This is a genomic window from Pseudomonas taiwanensis DSM 21245 (genome assembly GCF_000425785.1).
GTDB lineage: Bacteria > Pseudomonadota > Gammaproteobacteria > Pseudomonadales > Pseudomonadaceae > Aquipseudomonas > Aquipseudomonas taiwanensis.
Genome location: NZ_AUEC01000011.1, coordinates 147,219 through 166,548 on the forward strand (window position 1 = coordinate 147,219; position 19,330 = coordinate 166,548).

Here is a 19,330-nt window from a genome sequence, read left to right on the forward strand (position 1 = left end):
TGCCACCTCCGCGAAAGCTTGTCGAAGAACCGATCGCTCATGTGCCACGCCTTCACTTTCGAGCCCTGCGCCCCAACCGCCGGGCACCGGGTGCAGCGCTTATGCCATGCAATATCACGCTGAGCACGACGCAAGCGATGGTCGTGGCGATGATCGTGCTGCCCTCTTGCAGCGGCGCATCGAGTACCAGCACGGCGAAGACGATAGACGCTAGACCACGCGGTCCGAACCAGCCAATGAACAGACGGCTCTCGGCAGCCAGCTCGCTGCCGGCCAGGCTCACCCAGACAGGCACCATGCGCACCAGCGACAGGCTCAGCAGTGCATAGAACCATACCGAGGGCGACAGGATTTGCGAGGCCTTGGGCGCTACGTAGGCACCGAACACCACCCAGGTCAGCAGCGAAAGCGCTTCACCGCAGGATTCGCCGGTCTTAAGCAGCGGCTGCGTTTCCCGATTGAACAGGTAACCGGTCAACACACCTGCACAGAACGCTGCGATAAAGCCGCTACCGCCCATTGCCTGGGCGCTGGCGAAGCTCAGCAACGCCAGGGCGGGCATCACCAGTTGTTGCCAAGAGTCCATTTGCAGGCAGCGGCGTTGGGAAAGACGCAGCAGCCCTCCCACCACCAGCGCCAGCACTGCCCCCGTCAGTACGCCAATGCCCAACTCCTCCAGCAAGAAGTATCCCGCCAGGGCAAAGGGCATCGTCGAGCGACTTTCCATCAGCAATGCCAGCAGCAAGAGCAGAACCGGCACGCAGATGCCGTCATTCAGTCCGCTTTCGACGTTCAGGCTTTCACGCACATTGGCCGGCACCAGGGGGTTACTCACCACTGCCTTGCCAAGGGCGGCATCGGTGGGCGCCAGGATCGTCGACAACAGGGCCATTTCCAGCCAGGGCATGCGTGGAAACATCAGCCACGCAGCAAGCCAACCGGCGACCAGGGTCAGCGGCAAGCCAATCGTCAGCAGACGCAGCGGCAGGCTACGGTGAAGGCGCAATTGAGCCAGATCAGCTTGGGCAGCATCGCTGAACAGTACGATCGCCAGGGTAAGCTCGGCCAGCAGCCGAAGATCATGACGATCCAGGGAAAGGTTCAGCACCCCAAGCCCAGCGGGGCCTGCCACCAGCCCCGCCAGCAAGAACAACAGGGGGCCATTGATAGGTTTGGATTCGAGCGCGCCGGCCAGGTTGGCGTACAGCACCAGCAAGGCAGCCAGGACAGCCAGATTCTGATACATGACAACCCACCGTGATCGCCACGACTGTATGAATACGCTACCACTGCGTTCGTGGCGCGACGATCCAAAAGGCGGCGCAAGTTATCCTAGGTCAACAGTTGAGGTAATAAACCTGCAAGACTCCTGTGCATCAGGTGGTACCTGCCCCAAGGCCCTCGCCAGCGACCGCGGGGATCATCGTGGAAATGACCTGTGCTTGGCTTTTATCAAGTCGAGCAGGTGGCAGCGGTATAGGTTGCCAATGACCCTTGGCCGACCACGGAAAACAATCATGAACCGCCCCGCCCCCTCACGCGCTCGCCTGTATGACGAACAAGACCTCGACAGCGTGCTGCGTAGCATGGCGCAGCAGGCCCTGGCGTTCATGACTGCCCAACCCACGGTGCTGGTGGGGATTCAACGCCGAGGGGAGCCTTTGGCGCGCCGCCTGCAACTGCACTTGCACCGACTGACCGGGGCGGCGCCATTGCCACTCTACCCGATCAAGGTCAAGCGCTACGCCGACGACCTCAGCATCCTGCATGCCTATACGCAGCTTACCGAGAACCCTGAGTTGGCCAAACTGGATCTGGCCGATACCACCTTGCTGGTGGTCGATGACGTGCTGTACGAAGGGCACTCCCTGCTGCGTACCTGCGCCTACCTGGCTGAGCTTGGCGCGCGACGGGTATTCAGCGCGGTGCTCGTTGACCGTCACGTCTGTCACCAACCCGTGCATGCGCAGATCGTGGGTATACACCTGCAGGTCGCCGAGCAGGACATCGTCGAATGTCATGTGCCACCTTTCGAGGCGGATTTCAGCGTGGAAGTGGTTCGCCACGGCCGAGCTGGCGACACCGCCTGAATCAATCCGCGGACGCGGACCGGACCGTCAGAAGGCTGCACGGCGCATGGTTGAGGAGCCGTTCGGTGGTGTCGCCGATCAGCTTGGCCCAGCGCCTGGGCTGCACCACGCCGACCACCACCACGTCGATCTTCAGCGTGGCGACCAGAGACTGGATCACGCGCAGCGGCGCACCTTCGATGAAGTAGCGCTGCGCATGGACAATGCCATGGATATCGGCCAGCTCATCGAACGGTGCCTGGAGCGACTCGCGCACTTGCTCCGCCCAGGGCGCTGCAAGGTCGGGATTGGCCAGCATGGCCATGGGCAGGTCGTACGCCGACAGCAAATGGACCTGGCCGTTGCATGCGCTACCCAGTTGTCGACCTGCCTCCACCAGCGCATGGTTCAGCGCTTGCTGCGCAAGGTCCGCCTTGGCCACATCCACGGCGACCAATATGCGCGCGGGCATGGCCGGGGCCTCGGCAGGCACCAGCTGCAAAGGCACCTGACACGTATGCAGCAACGCACGGTCAACCGAGTACTTGTCGATCAGGCCACGTACCGGACTGGCGGAAAGCCCCTTGATCACCAAGTCAGGCGCACAACGCGCGATGCATGCCGGTAGGAGGTCACCCGCCGTGGCGGTTTCCAGCGCTTCGAAGGTGATGTGCAACCCTGTGGGCGCCTGCTCATCGAGCAATGCCTTGAGCCCGGAAGCGAAATGCGCGAATGCGGCTGACGGTTGGGCAGCTTGCCGCCCTTGATCGGGCACGCCACATTCGGCAGGCGTATGGATGCCCAGTACATGCAGCGAGGCACCTGACGCTTGAGCCAATGCCAGGGCCCGACGCAGCGCTGCATCGACCTGGACCTGGGTCATGACCAGAAGCATCCGACGGTACAGGCTCATCAGCCACCTCCTGGCGCGAATGGGGGTGCCGCACCGCTGTCATTATCGAAGCTGGCGGTCAGCCAATCTTGATAAATATCAAGGCCATCAAGCCCCACTGCGTCACCCTTGACCTGAACCGGTGGGCCTTCATCGAGGCTGCCATCGCCGTGGAGGCCATCATGAATGCTTACTCGCGACTGCTACTGATCTGCCATCCAGACCTGCACCCCTCGCCTGCCCTGACGCGTGCCCAGGCGCTGGCCAGCACGACTGGCGCCACCTTGCACCTGGTGGTGCTCAGTCAACTCCCCTCACGTCTGGCCACCCTGGACCAAGTGCTGCGCGCCAATGCCCGCAAGCAGGACGCCGAGCACCGCAAGGCTTGGCTGGCCGACCAGGTGAAGGCGCTGGGCGAACTGGGCATCAGCGCCTACGCCGAGACACTGGACGATGAAGACCCGCTCAAGGACTTGATCCGGCTGGCCCAGTTGCACCGGGTAGAGATGGTGATCAAGGACATCAAGCACGAAACCGCCTTGAGCCGTGCACTGCTCACGCCTTTGGACTGGCAACTGCTGCGCCGTTGCCCGATCCCGCTGCACTTGGTGGCCCAGGCGCAGACCAACTTGCCAGCGCGCATACTTGTCGCCGTCGATCTGGTCGAGCACGACCCTGTGATCGACAAGCTCAACGACCACATCCTGCAATCGGCACAGGCCCTGGCACAGCGATGCAAGGCGCAACTGCATCTGCTGCAGGCCTATGAACCCAGTGCAAGCTTCGTTGCCTATGCCGCCGCCCCCGTCGCCTGGACTGACAAATTGGTCGAGGAAATGTCGGGTCGTGCGCGCGAGCGCATGGCAGCGTTCGGCGGCCGCTACGGCATCAAGCCAGATCATCTGCACCTGGTGAGAGGCGCTGCCCGTAACGTGGTCAGCGAATACGCCAACCAGCATGGCTTCGATGTGGTGGTGATGGGCACGCTGTACCATGAGGGGGTGAGCAAGGTGGTCGGAAGTACCACCGAGCAAACCCTGTACAAGGTTCACTCCAGCATTCTGGCGATCCACGGTTGAACGATCGCTCGCCTGGTTTCACCTCCTCCCTGGAGTGAAACCAGGCCAGGCGACCTCAGTCTCGATGCCAATCGACACTCAAGTACACATCGCTGTCGCTATAGCGGTAGCTGCACGCGCCATCGTAGGCGGCCTTCAGTTCATGACCAATGCGGTTGGCCAGGTGCGTGCCAGTGGTGGTTGCCACCAGTTGGCCCTGCTGGTAGTCGATCGCGATCAAGCGCTCAAGAACATGCGTCTGCCTTTCCTGTTGCTCCACGTTGTGCATGAGTTTGCGAATCTCCTCTTCATGCGCTGCCAGAAAACGGCCCGACACCCGCACTTGTCCGGCAGCGGCACGGTCTTCGATGCGCCGGCATGCCGGGCAGACGATCGACTCAACCGGCCCAGGCCCCTTCGCCCCATGGGCGTGCCACTCGCCTCCATGGTAGGCAGCGCCACATTGCGGACAACGCGCACTGCCAGCAGGACGATGCGCCGTGGCATAGGGGTCGAACGGATGCGGCTTGAACAGTTTGTCCTTGTGGCTTTTCTGGTATTTGTCCATTGGCGTACTCTCCGTGCAGGGTGTAGGGGGCGCAGGCCATTGCATGCTCTGACATGCCCAGTGTCCGCCCGCTGGCTATGCTCGACTTGATAATCGTCAAACCGCGCAGTGGCATGCCGCTTATGTTGCTGTGAACGACCTCTGGAGCGCAGGGCATGAATGACACACCACCGTTACTGTTCGCCTTGCAACGCAGCCAGGCCTATGGTCATGCCGTGGCGCAACGATTGGGCTGGAAGCTGTCTGCGCATGAAGAGCGCGACTACGAGGATGGAGAACACAAATGCTGGCCTGCCGAGTCGGTCGACGGTCGATCGGTCATCGTCTTCCATTCGCTCTTTGGTGACGCGCACCACAGCGCGCACGACAAGCTGTGCCGCTTGCTGTTCTTCTGTGGTGCGCTCAAGGACGCCGGTGCCCGCCAGGTGACAGCCGTCACGCCTTACCTGTGTTATGGCCGCAAGGACCGCAAGGTGGAGTTTCAGGACGCGACCATTACCCGCCATGTAGCCCGGCTGATGGAAAGCTGCGGCATCGACCGCGTGGTCGCGCTGGACGTACACAACCCCAGCGCCTTCGACAACGCCTACCGAATCCCGAGCTGGAACCTGCAATGCACCCAGCTATTCGCCCAACACCTGGCCCCGCTGCTCGGAGAAGAGGCTGTCACGGTCGTCTCGCCGGATATCGGTGGTATCAAACGCGCCGAGCAGTTTCGCCAGGTCCTGGCGGACCTGCTGGCGCGCCCGGTTTCGGTGGCCATGATGGAAAAGCATCGCCAGCCGACGGGCCTGAGCGGCGAACATCTGGTTGGCAATGTGGCAGGCAGCACCGTCATCGTGTTCGACGACCTGATCAGCACGGGGCAGACGCTGCTCCGCGCTGCCCACGCCTGCCGGCAGGCCGGCGCCACCCGCATACTGGCCGCAGCCACCCATGGCCTGTTCACCACAGGTGGCGAGCTGTTCGACAGCTGTGCGTTCGAACGAGTACTGGTGACCGACAGCATCTCGCCCTTTCGCCTACCCGTGCGATGTCTGGAACAGCTGGATATCGTCGATACCAGCGCCCTGGTTGCCGAGTTGCTTGCCTGCCGCCGGGGCTTGGACGCATGACTCCGGCGCCGGGCCTTACACCGCCAGGATATTGCAGGGAATCTGGTACAACACATGCTCCGTGGTGCTGCCGAACAGTCGGTCCAGTCCCCGGGCGAGCGGCCTGCCCATGACGATCACGTCCACCGGATGGGTTTCGACGTATTCGCTCAGCACCGCGACCGGGCGGCCCAGTATGAAGTGCCTGCGCTCGGCCGGAGCGCCATAGCGGTCAGCCACCGCCTTGAAATCCTCCTCCAGTGCCTGGCGCAGGGACTCGCCGACGTCGCCAATGGCCCAGGCGCCATATCCCATGTCGCCCATGTAGGCCATGGTCAGGTCGCACGCGAACAGCAGGTCCAGTTGCGCGCCGGTCTGCAACGCGAGCGCATTGGCCTGCTGGACGATGCTGTCATTGCGCGCCTGGCCCTCGGGCGATGGATCGGCCACGTCTACCGCCGCGACGATCTGGCGAGGCAAGGCCGGTCTGGCTGCGCCCAATAGGTAGACCGGGATCGGGCAATGCCGCAGCAACTGCCAGTCCAATGGGGTAAAGAAGGCCCGCTTGAGCACCGGTTCGCGCTCGACCTGCTTGAGCAGTACATCCGGCTGCATCTCCAGGGCATGTTCGAGAATATCCGCCTGCAGATCGCTGCTCCAGGCGACTTCCGTCGTCACTTGCACACCCGATGCCCGCAGCACCTGGGCCTGCGCTTCGAGCTGCGCCTGCTGGGATTGCAGGTAAGCCTGCCGCTCGCTCTGATGGTCACCTGTCTCCAGGAACCTGAGCTTGTCCAGCGATTCCAGCAAACCCACGATGTGCAGGCTGGCCGAACTTGACCTGGCCAGGGCGGCCGCCTGTTCCAAGGCACAGGACTGGCGCAATGCAGGGCGCAGGATCAGCAACAGGCGTTGATAGTGGCTCATGGTAGCCTCCGACGATCGGTTCGCCTGATCACTCAGGCAATGGGGGTTGCATCAAAGGTGCTGTCTTTTCCGGGATATCGGTCATGGTTGCCTCGGTCAGCAGCAGGATGCTGGCGACTGAGACTGCGTTCTCGAGGGCGATGCGTACCACTTTGGTGGGGTCGATGATGCCGGCCTCGTACAGGTCGACGTAGGTGTTGGCCGCCGCGTCGAACCCGATGCTGCCCGTTTCGGCGAGCATGCGTGCCACCACCACGCCCGCGTCCACCGCGGAATTTTCGGCAATCATCCGCGCTGGGGCCTCCAGCGCACGGCGCAGTATCTGCAAACCGGTGCGTATATCACCTTCGCTGCCCGCCTCTTCAGCGAGCAACGCAGGCACCGCCTTGAGCAAAGCCAGGCCACCGCCAGGCACCATGCCTTCGGCGATGGCCGCGCGGGTGGCGGCCAGGGCATCATCCAACGCGTCCTTGCGCGCTTTCATCTCCGCTTCGGACGGTGCCCCGACGCGGATCACTGCCACACCGCCCGCAAGCCTGGCCAGGCGTTCATGCAGTTTTTCCCGGTCGTAATCGCTGGTGCTGGCCTCGATCTGGGCGCGGATCTGCGCAACGCGGGTAGCCACCGCTTGCTGGGTGCCCTTGCCACCGATCAACGCCGTACTGTCTTTCAACACCACCGCACGGTGCACCTGGCCGAGCTGGGACAACTGCAACTGATCGAGATTGATGCCAAGCTCCGCCGACACCAGGGTCGCCCCCGTGAGCACCGCGATGTCCTGGAGCATTTCCTTGCGCCGGTCGCCATACCCAGGAGCCTTCACGGCCACCGCTCGCAGCACGCCGCGGATCTGGTTGACCACCAGCGTGGTCAAGGCCTCGCCGTCGATGTCTTCGGCGATCACCACCAGCGGCTGACCGCTTTTCGCCACTTGTTCCAGCAGGGGCAGCAGATCGTTGAGTGCGCCGATCTTGTGATCGCACAGCAAGACACAAGCATCGGTCAGCTCGACCTGCATCTTCTCGGTGTCGGTGACGAAGTAAGGCGACACATAGCCCCGGTCGAAGCGCATGCCATCCATGATTTCGACCACGGTTTCGGTGGTCTTGGATTCCTCCACGCTGACCACGCCTTCCACGCCGACCTTCTCCAGGGCATCCGCGACCAACTGGCCAATCAACGGGTCGTTGTGCGCCGATAACGTCGCCACCTGGGCTTTTTCCTTGGCAGTGCTGACCTGGCGTGACTGCGCCAGCAGCGATGTCATGACCAACGCCAGCCCTCTGTCCAGGCCTCGCTTGAGGTCGATGGCGCTGGCCCCGGCCACCACGTTGCGCACGCCGTCGGCCAGGATCGCGTGGGCGAGCACTGTCGCGGTACTGGTGCCATCCCCCACCGCTTCACCGGTGCGTTCGGCCGCCTGGCGCAGCATCTGGGCGCCAAGATTTTCCTCCGGGTCCTGCAGATCGACCCGTTTGGCGATGGTGACTCCATCGTTGCAGACGGTCGGTTTACCCCAACTGCTCTGCATCAGCACCGATTTCGATTTGGGCCCTAGCGTTACGCGCACGGCATCGGCGAGCTGGGTGGCGCCACTGAGAATTTTCTCCCGCGCTGCAGAGCGGAACAGCATTTTGCTGTGGGGCATGGTATTGCCTCCCGTGTAGGCCAGGGCATGAAACAGCTGCTGCCAGCATCCCGCTCCACCACATTGGGTGCTTGATTTTTATCAACCCTACAAGGCGCTGAACGCTGCGCTCAGCGTTGATCCAGGTACCGGTAAAGGGCCTCTTCCTGGTCGAAGTGCAACTTTGCCAAGGTGTCCAGGCGTATCAGCTGGTGCTGGATGTCATCTGCGCTCGGGCTCGCTGCCGCCTGACTGAAATCGTGGTTCATGCAGGACAGAAGATGGATGAGGCGGAAAATTTCCCGGTGGGTATGGCTCATCGCCGACAACGGGTCTTCGCCGGGCATGAAGCGGCTCAGCAGCGGGTACAGACGACGCTCGTCATCGCGCTCGTGGCGCTCCAGAAGGTCATGCAGCCCGGTGACCAGCCTGCCGAGGTCAGCCCGCGCCTGCTCGATGGGACGCTTGGCGAAGTCGCAGGCCATCTGGCTCAGTTCCGTCAGCAACCCGTCGAGTTGCCGATGCTCGTCCTGCAACCGATCCAGGTCCTCGACGGCAAGCCCGCTGCGTTGCCTGGCCGTCAAGGGGCCTAGCGCACGCAAGGCGTTGACGATGATCAACAGGTCGATACCTTCCTGCAACACCGCCCCCAGCAATGCCGGCAGGTAGCCGGCGGCTGCAACCACCATCGCCAGCAACGACAGGCTCATCCCCACCCATACTCCCTGCCGGGCGATGTACACGGCATGCCGGGCGATATCCAGGGCCTCGACCAAGCGATCGAGCCGATCGACCAGCAACACCACACCGGCCGCCTGGGCGGAGGCCGTCACGCCAGAAGCCCCCATGGCAACCCCGACATCGGCCGCCGCCAATGCCGGTGCGTCGTTGATGCCGTCGCCGACCATCAGCGAGGGGGCCGTACGGCAGCCCTCCTGCACCAGGCGAATTTTGTCTTCTGGCGAGAGCCCTGAGCGAAGCTCGTCGATACCCGCCGCCAGCGCGACCATTTCCGCGGTTTCCGGGCGGTCACCGGTGAGCATGACCACCTTGTCGATCCCTCGCGCCCGCAGGCGTCGCAGTGTCTGGGGGGTTTCCCGGCGCAGGTCATCGGCCAGCCGCAGTACCGCTTTCAACTCACCGTCAACCGCCACGAAACTGCCGCTGTTGGCCAGGTAGTCCAGTTGCTGCAAACGCTCCTGTGCCCAGTGCCCATCGTCCTTCTCCTGCTGCACATAGGCCAGGGCACCCAAGCGTACAGCCTTGCCGTGCACAACCCCGGCGAGCCCCTGGCCGGGGCTTTCCTCCACCTGCTGGGCGGCGGTCAGCGTCACGTTGCGCAATCGGGCAGCATGAACAATGGCCTGGGCAATCGGATGGGTCGATGACTGGGCCAACGAAGCGGCCAGCTGCAGCATCTGCAAGGGCGCGCCCTGCCCCCTCACCTCGATCGACTGCAACTGGGCATGGCCACTGGTCAAGGTCCCGGTCTTGTCGAGGAACACCTGGCGCACGCCGGCGAGGGCTTCGAGCACCTCGCCGTCACGCACCAGTATGTTGCGCCGTGCAGCCCTCGAAATGCCTGAAATGATGGCAATCGGCACAGCCAGTATCAGCGGGCAAGGCGTGGCGACCACCAGCACGGCGAGCACCCGCTGCACATCGCCACTGGCCCACCACGCCAGCGCAGCCATCAGCAATGTCAACGGGATCAGCGCCAGTGCGTAGCGGTCGGCCAGGCGCACGAACGGTGCCCGTGACTGACGTGCCGCTTCGGCCAGTCGCACGATGCCCGCGTAAGTGCTTTGCGCTGCGGTACGGGTGGCCAGCAAGAGCAGCGGCGCGCCTGTGTTGGTCACGCCGCTGGCCACCGGCTCACCGGCATGGCGGGTGACGGGCAACGATTCGCCGGTCAGCGCAGCTTCGTCCAGAGTCGCCTGCTCAGACTGCAAGTACCCGTCCACTGGCACGATTTCGCCCAGGCGCACCAGGACGCGGTGGCCAGCGCGGACTGCGTCGACCGGCACCTCACGCAAGCCCTCCTGCTCCTGAATCCAGGCCCGCTGTGGCGCCCGGTCGATCAGTGCGCGCAATTCGCGCTCGGCGTGACGCAGGCTGAGCGTCTCCAAGGCACGCCCCGTGGCCAGCATCAGCGCAACCACGGCGCCCACCAGCATTTGCTCCAGGGCCAGGGCCGCGCCAATCGACATCAGTGCGATCAGGTCGATGCCCGCCTCACGCCTGGCCAGGCGCTGGACCATTTCCACCGCCAGCACCACTGCCATGAGCGCGCTGCCGCCGGCCCAGATCAACGCCGCCCAAACCGGCTGTTGCGCGGCATAGACCAGCCCGCCCAACAGCAGGGACAGGACGCAGACCAGCAACAGGCTTGGGTCCAGCCATCGACGTGACATGGCCGTTACTTGCGTTTGGCCTGCTGGAGCAACTGCTGGACCTGTTCCTGGGCCTGTGTCGCTCTGCGCAACGCCTCGTTGGCGGTCTGCTCGACCATATCGATGCGGTAGCACACCTGGTCGGCCCGCAAGCGCGCGGTCGCCGCGTTGTTCTCGGCCGACTCCAGCCGTGCGTCGTATTGCTCAGCGTGCCATGGCGTGCATCCCGAAACCAATACCAGAAGCAGGCTGGACAAGCCGGCAAGCAGATAGCGTTGCATGGTGGTGCCCTCGCGCATGCTCAAGACACCCCTAGTATCGGCACCGGCACTCACCGCAGCCTGACATTTATCAATCTCGCCAGGCGTACGGTAGCGCGCCGGTTTTGACCTTTGTCAATCGCGTGGTACCGCTGGAGGGTAGAAACATGGGCTGAGGGCATCTCGGCCCACCTTTCCAATGGATAGCGGAGACCATCATGAACGACCTTGATTTGCGCGACCTGGTGCTTGAAGAGTTGGCGTTTCAACCTGACATCAATGCCGCCAGCATCGGTGTGACGGTGCAGGATGGCGTGGTCACACTGTCCGGCCACGTCAGCAGTTATGCCCAGAAGATCAGTGCCGAGCGCACCGTCAAAGCCATGAAAGGCGTGCGTGGGCTGGCCGAGGAAATCGAAGTCCGACTGAACAAGCTCGAAGGTACTGCCGACGATACCATTGCCAGCCGCGCCCTGAAGATCATCGCCTGGAGCTCGGATGCCAATGTCGAGGGCATCAAGGTCACCGTTCACAAAGGCACGGTGACCTTGGAAGGCGAACTGGACTGGCAATACCAGAAGGAAGTGATCGAGCAAGCGGTTTGGCGTCTGTCGGGCGTGGTCGGCGTGCACAATCGCATCACCTTGAAGGCGCGGGCCAATGCCAGCGATATCCGCCATCGCATCGAACAGGCCCTCAAGCGCAGCGCAGAGATCCAGGCCGAGGGCATCCGCATTACCGTCAACGGCGGTGTGGTCCGGCTGGAAGGCAAGGTGCACTTGCTTCGTGAACGGGAAGTGGTCGAGCGCGCTGCCTGGGCAGTGCCTGGCGTAAGCAAGGTTGAAGACTACCTGTTGATCGCCTAGCCCGGCGGCCCACCAGGAGAGACGGTCATGAACAAAGATCAGCCCTGGACGCTGTACCTGCTGGCAATCGGCCTGGCCGTGCTCGCCGCCATCCAGTTCGGCCTGTTCAACCGAGCGGCCGTTCAGACCATCTCCTATAGCCAGTTCCTGCAATTGCTCGAACAGCAAAAGGTCAGTGAGCTGCGGATCGAACATGACCGCATCCTGGGCACATTGCAGGAACCGATCGCCGGGCGTTCGGTGTTCTCCACGGTGCGGGTCGACCCGCAGTTGAGCGAGCAATTGAGCCGTACGGGCGTTACCTTCACTGGGGTAGCCGAGGACAGCAACCTGGCGAGCCTGGTGGGTTGGCTGATGCCGCTGATGATGATGCTGGCGCTGTGGTTCTTCCTGTTTCGTGGCGTGACCGACAAACAGGGGTTGGGCGGGTTGATGAGCGTGGGCAAATCACGTGCGCGCGTCTATGTCGAGCGCGATACCAAGGTCACCTTCGCCGATGTGGCGGGCATAGACGACGTCAAGGGCGAGCTCACCGAAGTGGTGTCCTTTCTCAAGAACCAGGCGTTCTATGCCCGCCTGGGGGCGCATGTGCCCAAGGGCACGTTGCTGGTCGGCCCCCCTGGCACCGGCAAGACCCTGGTCGCCAAGGCCATCGCCGGAGAGGCGGCGGTACCGTTTTTCTCGATCTCCGGGTCGGAGTTCGTCGAGATGTTCGTCGGCGTGGGCGCGGCGCGGGTGCGCGACCTGTTCGACCAGGCCCGGCGCGCAGCGCCCTGCATCATCTTCATCGACGAACTGGACGCCCTGGGCAAGATGCGTGGTATCGGCAGCCTGGGCGGCAACGACGAGAAGGAACAGACCCTCAATCAACTGCTGGCCGAGCTCGATGGCTTCGATCCACGCGAAGGTGTCGTGCTGCTGGCAGCGACCAATCGCCCTGAGATACTGGACCCGGCGCTGCTGCGCGCCGGACGCTTCGACCGGCAGATCCTGATCGACCGCCCCGACCGCAAGGGCCGCCTGGCGATCCTTAAGGTGCACCTGCACAAGATCGTCTACAAGAACGACCTGGACTTGGAACGCATTGCCGAGATCACCCCTGGCCTGACCGGCGCCGACCTGGCCAACCTGGTGAACGAAGCCGCCATCGTCGCCACCCGGCGCGCCAGCCAATGGGTTGAGCTGCAGGACTTCACCGCTGCCGTCGAACGCTTGGTGGCAGGCGTGGAGCGCAAGGGCAACGTGCTGCGCGACGATGAACGCCAGGTTGTGGCGTACCATGAAATGGGCCACGCACTCGCGGCAAGCAGCCTGCCGGCGATGGACCCGGTGCACAAAGTGTCGATCATCCCCAGAGCCGCTGGCTCGCTGGGGTTCACGCTGCAACGGCCGACCGATGACCGCTACCTGATCAGCGCGCAGATGCTGCGCGACCGGATCGTCGTACTGATGGCCGGGCGGGCCGCCGAAAGCCTGGTATTCGGCCAGGTGTCCACCGGAGCCGCTGACGACTTGGGACGCGCCACCGACATCGCCCGCCAGCTGATCACCCGCTTCGGCATGAGCACGGAGCTGGGCCAGGCAGTGCTGGAGCGGCAGCAGGCCAGCTACCTGGGCGAATCGTTGTTGCGCCAGGAGCGCAAGGACTACTCGGAGCAGACCGCAAGGGAAATCGACCTGGGTATTCGCGGCTTGCTGGAGGAAGCCTACGCCCGTGCCCGGACGTTGCTCGAACAGCGACGTTCCGACCTGGACGCTGGGGCACGCCTGTTATTGGCCAAGGAAACCATCACCCCGGAAGAATTCCCCGCGCTGCTGCCCCTGGCCAAGGAGCCTGCCACCTATAATCTGGTCGATGCGGCCAAATGACAGACCGATCCAATCCGAGTGCCGACCATGCTCACCGTCACATTGATCAACATGCTGGTGGTGATCCTGGTGGTGATCATCCACTACGAATGCCTGCTTCGCCTGAACGACTGGCTACCGCGGCTGAAGCTGTGGAGCCGGTTCCGGATCGTCGCTGGCGTGTTTGGCGCGCTGCTGGCCCATGCCTTGGAGGTCTGGTGTTTCGCCCTGGTGTATTACCTGATGGCCCACGCCGAGGGCTGGGGCACGCTCAGTGGCAACTTCGACGGCAGCTTGCTCGATTGCGTGTACTTTTCCTTTACCACCTACACCACGATAGGCTTTGGCGACATCGCCCCTACCGGTCATCTCAAGTACCTCACCGGCCTGCAAGCGTTGACAGGCCTGGTGCTGATCACCTGGACCGCGTCGTTCCTGTTCCTCGAAATGCAGAAATACTGGAAAGCCAAATAGCGCCGGTTCAGGCGTCTGGGTGCGGTGTCCAGTGCCATTGCGCAACCTCAGGCATGTCTTCGCCATGCTCGATCAGGTACAGCTTGTGCTTTTCCATGGTCGACCAGTAGCGGGTTCGCGCCCGCTCCACCTGCGCTTGCAGGCGAGGCACGCGTTCGAACACATCCAGCACCAGCTGGTAGCGGTCGAGGTTGTTGATGACCGCCATGTCGAACGGCGTGGTGGTCGCCCCTTCCTCACGAAAGCCATGCACATGGAAACGCTGCGGGTTGGCACGCTTGTAGATGAGGCGGTGAACCAGGGCCGGGTAACCATGGAAGGCGAAGATCACCGGCTGCTCTTCGGTGAACAGCGCATTGAAGTCACTGTCGGGCAAGCCGTGCGGATGCTGTAGCGGTGATTGCAGTGCCATCAGGTCGACCACGTTCACCACCCTGACCCGCAGGTCGGCGACGTCGTCACGAAGCAGGGTTACCGCCGCCAGCACTTCCAGCGTCGGCACATCGCCTGCGCAGGCGAGGACCACCTCCGGCAGGTCATCGTCATGGCTGGCCCATGCCCAACGCCCGATGCCAGCCTGGCAGTGCAGGTTCGCCGCCTGCCCATCCAGCCACTGCCACTCCAGTTGCTTGCCGGCAACGATCACATTGATGTAGCCACGGCTGCGCAGGCAATGGTCAGCCACGGACAGCAGGCAGTTGGCGTCCGGGGGCAGGTAGATACGCGCAAGATCGGCCTTTTTGTTCGCCAGAAGGTCCAGCAGACCTGGGTCCTGGTGCGAAAAGCCGTTGTGGTCCTGACGCCAGACATGCGAGGTCAGCAGGATGTTCAACGAAGCGATCGGCTTGCGCCACGGCACTTCGGCGGCTGTCTTGAGCCATTTTGCATGCTGGTTGATCATCGAATCGACGATGTGGATGAACGCTTCATAACACGAAAACAAGCCGTGGCGGCCGGTCAGCAGGTAACCCTCCAGCCAACCTTCGCATATCTGCTCGCTGAGAATCTCCATCACCCTGCCATCTGGACCGAGGTGGTCATCCTCGGCACCGTGGGGGTCCAGCCAGACCTTGCAGGTCGCCTCGAATACCGCATCCAGCCGGTTGGAAGCCGTCTCGTCAGGGCCGAACAGGCGAAAATCGCGGGACACCAGGCTGTTCTTGATCACGTCGCGCAAGTAGCTGCCCAGAACCCGGGTCGCCTCTGCGCGTACGCGTCCAGGCCCGTCCATCTTCACGCTGTAGTCGCTGAAGCGCGGAAGGTCCAGCGCTCGCAACAGCAGCCCGCCATTAGCATGTGGGTTCGCGCTCATGCGCCGCCGCCCGGTCGGGACCAGCGCGGCCAGTTCCGGCAACAACGCGCCCTGGGCATCGAACAATTCATGCGGCCGGTAGCTTTCCAGCCATTGCTGCAACTGCTGCAAGTGCAGTGGCTTGCGAAGGTCTCCCAGGGGCAGTTGATGGGAGCGCCAGGTTCCCTCTACCCGCTGCCCATCGACGAACGTCGGCCCCGTCCAGCCTTTTGGGGTGCGCAAGACCAGCACCGGCCACAATGGCCGGTCGATGGCTTGGCCCGCCTCGGTGTGCCGGGCAAGCCGCTGGATCTGGCAGATTTTCTCGTAGATCACATCCAGCGTCCTGGCCAACGCCCGATGCACCTCCATCGGTTCGTCGCCCTCGACGAAATAAGGATCATAACCGTAGCCATACATGAGGCTGGTCAACTCGTCCTCGCTGATCCGCGACAGCACCGTCGGGTTGGCGATCTTGTAGCCATTGAGGTGCAGGATCGGCAGTACCGCACCGTCGCGCGCGGGATTGAGGAATTTGTTGCAATGCCAGCTCGCCGCCAGCGCTCCGGTTTCCGCCTCGCCGTCGCCGATGACGCAGGCCACGATCAGCTGCGGATTGTCCAGGGCTGCGCCATAGGCATGGACCAAGGCATAGCCCAGCTCGCCACCTTCGTGCAGAGAACCCGGAACATGCGGGCCGACATGGCTGCCAATGCCGTACGGCCAGGAAAACTGACGAAACAACCGCGCCATTCCCTGCGCGTTACGTTCTATCGCAGGGTTCAGCTCGGTGTAGGTGCCATCCAGGTACGCCTGGGCAACCATGGCCGGGCCGCCATGGCCAGGGCCGGCGACGAACAACATGTTCAGGTCGTAATGGCGGATCAGCCGGTTCAGATGGGTGTAGATCAGGTTGAGCCCTGGCGACGTGCCCCAGTGCCCCAGCAACCGAGGCTTGATGTCGGTCAGCTTCAGCGGCGTGGCCAGCAAGGGATTGCCCTGCAGGTAGATCTGGCCAACGGTAAGGTAGTTCGCGGCCCGCCAGTAGGCATCCAGCCATTCCAGTTCCTCGGTGCCTGGAAAATCGTTCATTGATCGCCCCCTCTGTCGATGGCGCGCACGCGCATGGGGTTCAGATGTCCCCGGCGCGGATATCTTCTTCCCGCCGGCTCTGCTGACGGATCAGCAACGTCAGCTCGTGCAGGTGGTCGGCCAACAGCCCCACCAAGTCGTCCGCGGTGACGATTCCGACCAGTAGGCCAAAGTCATCGACCACCGGGATCCGCCTGATGTTGGCTCGCCGCATGTTCAGAATCACATCGAACAGGTCTTCGTTCTGGTTCGCGGTGATCAATGGACGTGGCAGCACGTCGATGGCCTGCAGGTCTTCCTGGTCAGGAGGGTTGAGGGCGATGATCCTCAGCGCAAGGTCACGGTCGGTGATCAGGCCGATGGGCCGGCAACGGTCGCGGTCGACAGGCTCGGCCAGCACCAGGTCCCCGACGTGGTACCGGCTCATCATCCGCGCCGCGGCGTAGATGGAAATGCTGGGGGGCGCTGTGACCACATCCCGGTTGCAGTATTTGCCAATGGACATGATGTTCTACCTTTTGGAATGCGAAGGCGGAGCGTCCCTGCTCCTGAAATCGGTCGGGTCAATCACTTGCTGCTTTTGATAGGAATCACTTTTTCAGGGTGAATCGCTTCGGCGCGCTTGGGCAGGTGCACCAGCAGTACGCCCTTGGCAAACTGGGCATTGATCTTTTCAGCGTCGACTTCACGGGGCAGTTGGAAGACCCGCTCGAAGCTGCCGTAATGCCGCTCCGACAGGTGGTACTCCTTACGCTTTTCGTCGACCTCTTCCTGCTTCTCGCCGCGAATCACCACATTGCCATTGACCAGCTTGATCTCGATGTCCTTGTCGTCCACACCTGGCAGTTCGGCACTGATGCGAAACTCATCGGCCAGTTCGCTGATATCCATTGCCGGCATGCCATGGGCGAACAGCTCACGGCGCCAGAACGGCTCGACATCGAATGGGGTGTGGCTGAACGGCATGCGCAATGGCCGGCGCCCGAAATCGTCGAACAGGCTGTCGATCTGGCGCCGCAGCTGCTGGAACGGCCGCCACAGGTCCGACGGCTCGGTGCCGGGTGGAGAAGCCTTGGCAGGTTGGGTGGCTGCGGGAGTTACAGGTACTTTCTTGGCTGCTTCGGACATGGCGACCTCCTCGAATGAGTAATGCCTCCCAGGGAGACACCTCGATCGTGCGCGGGCAGGCAACCCCGCGCTTGACCTTTATCAATCAGCGCGCTGCTGCCATCGCTTATCGGTTTGATCCTGATCAAAGTCCCGTTCTGGCGGACGCCTAGCTTGAAAACAGTGCGGTCCATCCAGACACTATCGAGGCGACTATGGAGCGGGACGACGGCAAGCGTGTCCGCTTGCTCGAAACCTTCCCTGGCCCGGGTATTCAACAATGCCTGCGCCTGGCACAGTGCAGCCCGCAATTCACCGAGGCGATGCCAGGCCAGTATTGCCTGCTGGCCAATCGCACCGAGCGCTGGCCATGCAGCTACGTCAGCCTGCCCGGAGTGGATGGACGGTTCGTGGTGACTACCCACGGTGCGCACCCGCTGGGGCAGCCAGGCGAGCTGCTGGGGTATTCAGGCCCGTTGGGCAGCGGCTGGCCAGTGCCCTTGCAGAGTGCGCGCCTGCTGGCGATCACACGGGGCGAAGGGATATTGGCGCTATTGTGCATGCTCGATGAGGTCCGCTGCTGGCTGCCTTGGGTACAGGTGCGCTTGCTACACGAGGGCTTGGCGCTGGAGCACCTGCCCGCTGAATGCCGGCCATGGCTTCGCGCGCAAACGACGGCGCCGCGCGACCCCTCAAGCGGATGGATGCAACTGACACAGCAACTGCAAGCATTCAGGCCAGACACGGTCTACTGCTGCGCGCCGCCCCAGGTGGCTCGACAAGCAGCACGCCTGTGTTGGCAAAAGGGGATATCGCCACAGCGCATCTGGCTGCGGACCGACCATATGCCTCGGCCAACCTGGGGGGATCACTGTCCACTGGGAGGGCCGGTCCAGCGCTATGACAGGGTCCTGGCTGCGCTCAAGTGGGTTCCTCCAGCCGGCTGAGGTTCAGCAGGCTTTGCAAGTCGACCAGCCGAACTTCCCGCCCGACGCATTTCACGAACCCTGCCTGGGTGAAACGGCTGAACAGCCTACTGACGGTTTCCAGGGTAAGGTCCAGGTAGTTGGCGATATCGCCACGGGACATCGGCAGGTTGAAGACGTCTGCGCGCAGGCCGCGTTCGTGATAACGCGCCGACATGCCGAGCAGGAATATCGAAAGCCGCTGTTCGGCTCGGCCGTGGCAGCAGCGCAAGTGCTCATCCTTGCCCTGAATCCCCATGCTCAGCATATGCAACAGCTGGTAACGCAAGCCTGGGATCTGCCCCGACAGGTCGACCAGCTGATCCAGCCTGATGGAACACACCAGCGAAACCTCCAGCGCCAGGGCATAGCTTCGATAATGCCTTGCACCAATGGCGTCCAGCCCCAGCATCTCCCCCGGCAGGACGAAACCGGTAATCCGCTCGTTGCCCTCGGTATCGAGCAGGAAACTCTTGATCGCCCCTGAGCGTAGGGCGAACACGTGCTCCATCGGCTCATCGGCCTTGAACAGATACTCGCCCCTCTTCAACGGGCGGTTACGGCGCACGATTCGCTCCAGCTTGTCCACTTCGTCGGCACTGAGGCTGGCGGGCAGGCAAAGCCGGCTCAACGAACACGCAAGGCACTTCACATGGGGCCTTGCCCCCATATCCAGTGAGCCTGACATGACCAGGCCTCCGCTAATGTGCATGGGGGGTATTAATACAAATTAGCTGGTTCCCCCGGCCTTTTCGCGCCCTCCGACCAAGGGTCACGCCGTCCTGCTCAAGGCTTGATG

General features: G+C 62.9%; 18 protein-coding genes. 7 read left to right on the forward strand and 11 right to left on the reverse strand.

Going from position 1 to position 19,330, the window contains the following annotated elements; translation table 11 throughout:
• Window positions 1-52: 52 nt before the first annotated feature.
• The gene (locus H620_RS0103540; protein ID WP_027906732.1) at window positions 53-1,246 is read right to left on the reverse strand and encodes a cation:proton antiporter; all 1,194 of its coding nucleotides are present in this window, start codon (window positions 1,244-1,246) and stop codon (window positions 53-55) included.
• 271 nt (window positions 1,247-1,517) lie between these two features.
• Here H620_RS0103540 and H620_RS0103545 point away from each other — a divergent pair, with 271 nt between their 5' ends.
• The gene (locus H620_RS0103545; RefSeq protein WP_023380966.1) at window positions 1,518-2,090 is read left to right on the forward strand and encodes a phosphoribosyltransferase family protein; all 573 of its coding nucleotides are present in this window, start codon (window positions 1,518-1,520) and stop codon (window positions 2,088-2,090) included.
• A 1-nt stretch (window position 2,091) separates the two neighbouring features.
• On the opposite strand, the gene H620_RS0103550 is transcribed toward H620_RS0103545, so the two are convergent.
• Window positions 2,092-2,982, reverse strand: a complete 891-nt coding sequence (locus H620_RS0103550) for a universal stress protein (protein ID WP_023380968.1) — start codon at window positions 2,980-2,982, stop codon at window positions 2,092-2,094.
• Between the two features lie 68 nt (window positions 2,983-3,050).
• Here H620_RS0103550 and H620_RS0103555 point away from each other — a divergent pair, with 68 nt between their 5' ends.
• On the forward strand, window positions 3,051-4,040 hold the full coding sequence (locus H620_RS0103555) for a universal stress protein (RefSeq protein ID WP_027906733.1): 990 nt from the start codon (window positions 3,051-3,053) through the stop codon (window positions 4,038-4,040).
• Window positions 4,041-4,095: 55 nt separating this feature from the next.
• On the opposite strand, the gene H620_RS0103560 is transcribed toward H620_RS0103555, so the two are convergent.
• Window positions 4,096-4,587, reverse strand: coding sequence for a BCAM0308 family protein (locus tag H620_RS0103560; protein ID WP_027906734.1), 492 nt, complete (start codon window positions 4,585-4,587; stop codon window positions 4,096-4,098).
• A gap of 155 nt (window positions 4,588-4,742) precedes the next feature.
• Between H620_RS0103560 and H620_RS0103565 the strand changes: the two genes are divergently transcribed.
• Window positions 4,743-5,702, forward strand: a complete 960-nt coding sequence (locus tag H620_RS0103565) for a ribose-phosphate diphosphokinase (RefSeq protein ID WP_027906735.1) — start codon at window positions 4,743-4,745, stop codon at window positions 5,700-5,702.
• Window positions 5,703-5,717: 15 nt separating this feature from the next.
• On the opposite strand, the gene H620_RS0103570 is transcribed toward H620_RS0103565, so the two are convergent.
• The 4 genes from H620_RS0103570 to H620_RS0103585 form a co-directional block, all read right to left on the reverse strand.
• On the reverse strand, window positions 5,718-6,608 hold the full coding sequence (locus H620_RS0103570; RefSeq protein WP_023380973.1) for a universal stress protein: 891 nt from the start codon (window positions 6,606-6,608) through the stop codon (window positions 5,718-5,720).
• Window positions 6,609-6,636: 28 nt separating this feature from the next.
• Window positions 6,637-8,256 (reverse strand): chaperonin GroEL, encoded by a 1,620-nt coding sequence (gene groL, locus H620_RS0103575; protein ID WP_023380974.1) that lies wholly within the window; start codon window positions 8,254-8,256, stop codon window positions 6,637-6,639.
• Between the two features lie 110 nt (window positions 8,257-8,366).
• Window positions 8,367-10,649 (reverse strand): heavy metal translocating P-type ATPase, encoded by a 2,283-nt coding sequence (locus tag H620_RS0103580; RefSeq protein ID WP_027906736.1) that lies wholly within the window; start codon window positions 10,647-10,649, stop codon window positions 8,367-8,369.
• A gap of 5 nt (window positions 10,650-10,654) precedes the next feature.
• Window positions 10,655-10,909, reverse strand: a complete 255-nt coding sequence (locus H620_RS0103585) for an Lpp/OprI family alanine-zipper lipoprotein (RefSeq protein WP_027906737.1) — start codon at window positions 10,907-10,909, stop codon at window positions 10,655-10,657.
• A 197-nt stretch (window positions 10,910-11,106) separates the two neighbouring features.
• Between H620_RS0103585 and H620_RS0103590 the strand changes: the two genes are divergently transcribed.
• From H620_RS0103590 to H620_RS0103600, 3 genes are read left to right on the forward strand one after another with little or no spacing between them, the layout of a single operon-like run.
• Window positions 11,107-11,754: a BON domain-containing protein gene (locus H620_RS0103590; protein WP_023380977.1), complete on the forward strand. Its 648-nt coding sequence runs from the start codon at window positions 11,107-11,109 to the stop codon at window positions 11,752-11,754.
• A 27-nt stretch (window positions 11,755-11,781) separates the two neighbouring features.
• Window positions 11,782-13,623 carry an ATP-dependent zinc metalloprotease FtsH gene (ftsH, locus tag H620_RS0103595; protein WP_027906738.1) on the forward strand — a complete coding sequence of 614 codons (1,842 nt, stop codon included), beginning with the start codon at window positions 11,782-11,784 and terminating at the stop codon, window positions 13,621-13,623.
• A 27-nt stretch (window positions 13,624-13,650) separates the two neighbouring features.
• Window positions 13,651-14,076 carry a potassium channel family protein gene (locus H620_RS0103600; RefSeq protein WP_023380979.1) on the forward strand — a complete coding sequence of 142 codons (426 nt, stop codon included), beginning with the start codon at window positions 13,651-13,653 and terminating at the stop codon, window positions 14,074-14,076.
• Between the two features lie 7 nt (window positions 14,077-14,083).
• On the opposite strand, the gene H620_RS0103605 is transcribed toward H620_RS0103600, so the two are convergent.
• From H620_RS0103605 to H620_RS0103615, 3 genes are all read right to left on the reverse strand, one after another.
• A complete protein-coding gene (locus H620_RS0103605) occupies window positions 14,084-16,459 on the reverse strand; it encodes a phosphoketolase family protein (protein WP_023380980.1) in 2,376 nt (791 codons plus the stop codon).
• Window positions 16,460-16,499: 40 nt separating this feature from the next.
• Window positions 16,500-16,964 carry a CBS domain-containing protein gene (locus tag H620_RS0103610; RefSeq protein ID WP_027906739.1) on the reverse strand — a complete coding sequence of 155 codons (465 nt, stop codon included), beginning with the start codon at window positions 16,962-16,964 and terminating at the stop codon, window positions 16,500-16,502.
• A gap of 62 nt (window positions 16,965-17,026) precedes the next feature.
• Complete coding sequence (locus tag H620_RS0103615) at window positions 17,027-17,587, reverse strand: Hsp20/alpha crystallin family protein (RefSeq protein ID WP_027906740.1); 561 nt, start codon at window positions 17,585-17,587, stop codon at window positions 17,027-17,029.
• Window positions 17,588-17,781: 194 nt separating this feature from the next.
• On the opposite strand from H620_RS0103615, the gene H620_RS0103620 reads away from it, so the two are divergent.
• Window positions 17,782-18,513 (forward strand): ferredoxin reductase domain-containing protein, encoded by a 732-nt coding sequence (locus tag H620_RS0103620; protein ID WP_023380983.1) that lies wholly within the window; start codon window positions 17,782-17,784, stop codon window positions 18,511-18,513.
• Here H620_RS0103620 and fnr read toward each other — a convergent pair.
• Window positions 18,488-19,219 (reverse strand): fumarate/nitrate reduction transcriptional regulator Fnr, encoded by a 732-nt coding sequence (fnr, locus tag H620_RS0103625; protein ID WP_049818693.1) that lies wholly within the window; start codon window positions 19,217-19,219, stop codon window positions 18,488-18,490. The genes H620_RS0103620 and fnr overlap by 26 nt on opposite strands.
• Between the last annotated feature and the right edge of the window lie 111 nt (window positions 19,220-19,330).

Excerpts from the sequence above, each read along its gene's own strand:
- ftsH (WP_027906738.1), top strand. The coding sequence starts at position 11,782 with ATGAACAAAGATCAGCCCTGGACGCTGTACCTGCTGGCAATCGGCCTG.
- H620_RS0103540 (WP_027906732.1), bottom strand. The coding sequence starts at position 1,246 with ATGTATCAGAATCTGGCTGTCCTGGCTGCCTTGCTGGTGCTGTACGCC.
- H620_RS0103585 (WP_027906737.1), bottom strand. The coding sequence starts at position 10,909 with ATGCAACGCTATCTGCTTGCCGGCTTGTCCAGCCTGCTTCTGGTATTG.
- H620_RS0103605 (WP_023380980.1), bottom strand. The coding sequence starts at position 16,459 with ATGAACGATTTTCCAGGCACCGAGGAACTGGAATGGCTGGATGCCTAC.
- H620_RS0103570 (WP_023380973.1), bottom strand. The coding sequence starts at position 6,608 with ATGAGCCACTATCAACGCCTGTTGCTGATCCTGCGCCCTGCATTGCGC.
- H620_RS0103545 (WP_023380966.1), top strand. The coding sequence starts at position 1,518 with ATGAACCGCCCCGCCCCCTCACGCGCTCGCCTGTATGACGAACAAGAC.
- H620_RS0103610 (WP_027906739.1), bottom strand. The coding sequence starts at position 16,964 with ATGTCCATTGGCAAATACTGCAACCGGGATGTGGTCACAGCGCCCCCC.
- H620_RS0103580 (WP_027906736.1), bottom strand. The coding sequence starts at position 10,649 with ATGTCACGTCGATGGCTGGACCCAAGCCTGTTGCTGGTCTGCGTCCTG.
- H620_RS0103620 (WP_023380983.1), top strand. The coding sequence starts at position 17,782 with ATGGAGCGGGACGACGGCAAGCGTGTCCGCTTGCTCGAAACCTTCCCT.
- groL (WP_023380974.1), bottom strand. The coding sequence starts at position 8,256 with ATGCCCCACAGCAAAATGCTGTTCCGCTCTGCAGCGCGGGAGAAAATT.
- fnr (WP_049818693.1), bottom strand. The coding sequence starts at position 19,219 with ATGTCAGGCTCACTGGATATGGGGGCAAGGCCCCATGTGAAGTGCCTT.
- H620_RS0103590 (WP_023380977.1), top strand. The coding sequence starts at position 11,107 with ATGAACGACCTTGATTTGCGCGACCTGGTGCTTGAAGAGTTGGCGTTT.
- H620_RS0103565 (WP_027906735.1), top strand. The coding sequence starts at position 4,743 with ATGAATGACACACCACCGTTACTGTTCGCCTTGCAACGCAGCCAGGCC.
- H620_RS0103560 (WP_027906734.1), bottom strand. The coding sequence starts at position 4,587 with ATGGACAAATACCAGAAAAGCCACAAGGACAAACTGTTCAAGCCGCAT.
- H620_RS0103615 (WP_027906740.1), bottom strand. The coding sequence starts at position 17,587 with ATGTCCGAAGCAGCCAAGAAAGTACCTGTAACTCCCGCAGCCACCCAA.
- H620_RS0103550 (WP_023380968.1), bottom strand. The coding sequence starts at position 2,982 with ATGAGCCTGTACCGTCGGATGCTTCTGGTCATGACCCAGGTCCAGGTC.
- H620_RS0103600 (WP_023380979.1), top strand. The coding sequence starts at position 13,651 with ATGCTCACCGTCACATTGATCAACATGCTGGTGGTGATCCTGGTGGTG.